Here is a 3,421-nt window from a genome sequence, read left to right on the forward strand (position 1 = left end):
GGGGGTGTGGGGGGTAGGGGGCGGGGGGGGGGGGGGCGTCGCCGGGGGATTTGGGGCGGTGCGGGGTGCCGAGGGGCGCGGCGAAGGGGGCGATGAGGGTCAGCCAGATGCCGGCCAGCGCTGCGCCGAGGCCGGCGAAGAGCGCGGTGAGCCGCCAGTCGGGCAGCGCCGGACGCCCCGGGGCGGCGTTGGGGTGTGTGGGCTGGTTGGGGGGATGGCTGAGGGCCGGGTCGGGTGTGACCGGCGGATCGACGGGCAGGTCGATGGGGGTGAGTTGGAGCGCGCCGGGCGCTGGCGCGGGTCCGCGGGGAAGGCGGGTGTCGGCGGCCTTCGGCAGGGTGTCGGGCTGCGGGTTCATGGCGTGAGGCTTGGGGACGCCGGTGCATCCGGCTGCGGTGCCGGAAAATTGCGGCTGCCCGGGCGGGGGCCGTCGGAGAAGAAGCCGGGCGCGGGCAACTGGCTGCGCAGGTGCGGCATGGTGGCGACGAAGTTGGGTTCGCGCACCACCACCGGGCGCAGGAAGATCACCAGTTCGGTCTTCTGGATGGCGTTGTCGCGGTTGGTGAAGAGTTCGCCGAGCAGGGGGATGGCGCCGACGAGCGGGACGCGGCCGGTCTTGTAGTCGATGCGGTCTTCCATCAGCCCGCCAAGGATGGCGGTCTCGCCGTCGCCCAGGCGCAGTACGGATTCGATCTCGCGGGTGCGGATCTGGGGGACGAGGTTGGCGATGTTGGTGGGAATGTTGGGGTTGGGGTCGCGCCGGAAATCGGCGATGCTGGAGATGGTGGGGCGGACGTTGAGGATGACCTCGTCGGCTTCGCTGACCTGGGGCGTGACCGTCATGACGAGGCCGACGGAGACGGCCTGCGGGGTGGTGGTGACGGTGGTGAGGGCGCCGGCGTTGGTGGTCTGGGTGGTGTCGGCCCGGACCGCGAAGTAGACGAACTCTTCGACCACCTTGATGACCGCTGTCTGATTGTTGAGCACGGACAGCTTGGGGCTGGAGAGGACTTTGACGGTGCCGAAACCTTCGAGGAGGCGGATCGTTGCGTCGACGCCGTTGGCGCCCTGGTAGGTGGCGCTGAAGGGGGAGGTGGCGTTGCCGGTGCTGGTGCCCAGGCTGGGGCCGGTGAGGCCGAAACGGGTGCCGCTGGCGAGGATGCGGCTCCAGTCGATGCCCTGGCGGTAGGTGTCGGACAGGCCCACCTCGAGGATGGTGGCTTCGATGAGCACCTGCCGTCGGGCGGCCGACATCACCTGATCGATGAACTCCCGCACTTTTTCATGCTGACGGCCGGTGGCGCGAACGGTGACGACGCCGGTCTCGCGGTTGGCGATCACCGAAGCGGCTTCCCGGAAGGTGGATTTGTGCACCACAGTGGTGGTGGCGTTCTGCATGGCTGCCGGGTTGGGGCTGGCGGCGAAGCTGCCGGCGGGCTGGGGCTGCGGGCTGCGGGCGGTGCGGGTGCGGCCGGTGGGGGCGGCGGGGGTGAGTCCGGTGCCGGTGGTGGTGGTGGTTTCGAGGTTCTCGACGACGGTCTCGCTGGAGCCTTCGGGGAGGAGCTTGTCGGTTTCGCGGAGGAGGTCGCGGAGGTTCTTCTCGACAGAATCCCAGAACTGGTTGCGGGAGGTGTTCTCGATGCGGGTTGCCGAGACGTTGCCGCCGGTGATCGGCGTGCCGCCGGGCAAGCCGGCCCCGGAGGCGTGCAGGCCGGCGGTGCCGCTGGTGGCGATCTGGGTGTTGGTGGAGACGGTGCCCGAGATGCTGCGGCTGAGGTTGACGTAGTCGATGCGGTAGGTGCGCAGGAAGGGGCTGTCGGGCATCACCGCGAGGTTGCCGCCGTCGAGTTCGTAGCGCATGTCGACCTGACGGGCGACGCGGGCGAGGATCTGGGGCAGGGTCTGGTTGATGGCGTTGAGGGTGACCGTGCCGGTGAGCCCGGGGTGAATGTCGATGTTGATGCGGGCATCCCGGGCGAGGGCAAACAGCAGATCCTGGATGCGCAGATTGTTGACCACGACCGAGTAGGTTTCGGCCGGCGGGGCGGGGGTTGGCCGGGGCAGGGGCAGGAGATCGTCGACCAGGGGCGGTATGCCGTCGGCAGCGGCCGGGGCTTGAGGTGCGCCGATGTGGGCGGACGACGGCGGGCTGGCCGGCATGGAGGAGCATCCGGCGATCGCAAATGCCAGCGCGCAGTTGAGCCAGAGGGCGGATTTCATTGGCGTATCTTTATGTCTTTTTTTATAGCTCCTGATTTTATGCCAAAATATTTCCCGGCGGGGTGGATATCTTCATCGATTGCGCAGGCTTGTCGATAGGCCTGGCGCCGGGCGGGTGATTCGAGCCGGTTTTTGCAGGAAAAAGCCTTACAAGGGTGTAAGTCATGTGTAAGATTGATCGACTCTAATCTCTGCCGGATCAAGGGCCGAAGCACCGGACAAGAACAACAACGGTGATGCCCAGTCGCAAGGCCTTCGTCCCCCCGTCAGCAAGGTTTCAGAGCATCCAACGTTGCACACTCATATAAACACGAGGAGAGGTGAAAAATGACGAACGAAACCACCCAGAAGCTCTACTATCCGTCTGAAGAGGTGGTGAAGAACGCTGCCGTGTCGGGCATGGAAGCGTACCGGGCGCTTTGTGCGGAAGCCGCCCAGGACTACGAAGGCTACTGGGGCAAGCGTGCCAAGGAACTGATCGACTGGCAGACCCCGTTCACCCAGGTGCTCGACGAGAGCAACGCCCCGTTCTTCAAGTGGTTTGCCGACGGCAAGCTGAACGTCTCCTACAACTGCCTCGACCGCCAGGTCAAGAACGGTCTGGGCGACAAGGTCGCGCTGATCTTCGAAGGCGACAAGGGCGACGTCACCAAGGTGACCTACAGCGACCTGCTCGGCCGCGTCTGCAAGTTTGCCAACGCGCTCAAGAGCCTCGGCGTCAAGAAGGGCGACCGCGTCGTCATCTATCTGCCGATGTCCGTCGAGGGCGTGGTGGCCATGCAAGCCTGTGCCCGTATCGGCGCCACCCACTCCATCGTCTTCGGTGGCTTCTCCGCCCAGTCCCTCGCCGACCGGATCAACGACGCCGGCGCCGTGGCCCTCATCACCTCCGACGGTCAGAACCGCGGTGGCAAGGCCCTGCCGCTCAAGTCCATCGCCGACGAAGCGCTGGCCAGCGGCTGCCCGTCCATCAAGAGCGTCCTGGTCGTCAAGCGCACCGGCGGCGAGACCGCCATGGTTGCCGGCCGCGACATCTGGGCCGACGAGCTGCTCGCCAGCCAGGCCGACACCTGCGAGCCGGAATGGGTTGAAGCCGAACATCCGCTGTTCCTGCTCTACACCTCCGGCTCCACCGGCAAGCCGAAGGGCGTCCAGCACTCCACCGGCGGCTACCTGCTGCACGCCATCCTCACCATGAAGT

General features: G+C 66.6%; 2 protein-coding genes and 1 pseudogene. 1 reads left to right on the plus strand and 2 read right to left on the minus strand.

What is annotated here, in order from left to right:
- Both ACE3N6_RS19000 and mshL read right to left on the minus strand, forming a co-directional pair.
- Positions 1–358, minus strand: a pseudogene (locus tag ACE3N6_RS19000) (hypothetical protein); the annotation flags it as partial.
- On the minus strand, positions 355–2,220 hold the full coding sequence (gene mshL / locus ACE3N6_RS19005) for a pilus (MSHA type) biogenesis protein MshL (RefSeq protein WP_374247391.1): 1,866 nt from the start codon (positions 2,218–2,220) through the stop codon (positions 355–357). The pseudogene ACE3N6_RS19000 and the gene mshL, both read right to left, overlap by 4 nt.
- 327 nt (positions 2,221–2,547) lie before the next feature.
- On the opposite strand from mshL, the gene ACE3N6_RS19010 reads away from it, so the two are divergent.
- The coding region (locus tag ACE3N6_RS19010) for an AMP-binding protein (protein ID WP_374247392.1) at positions 2,548–3,421 on the plus strand (874 nt) is incomplete at its 3' end.

It is taken from the genome of Zoogloea sp., assembly GCF_041904905.1.
Classification (GTDB): domain Bacteria; phylum Pseudomonadota; class Gammaproteobacteria; order Burkholderiales; family Rhodocyclaceae; genus Zoogloea.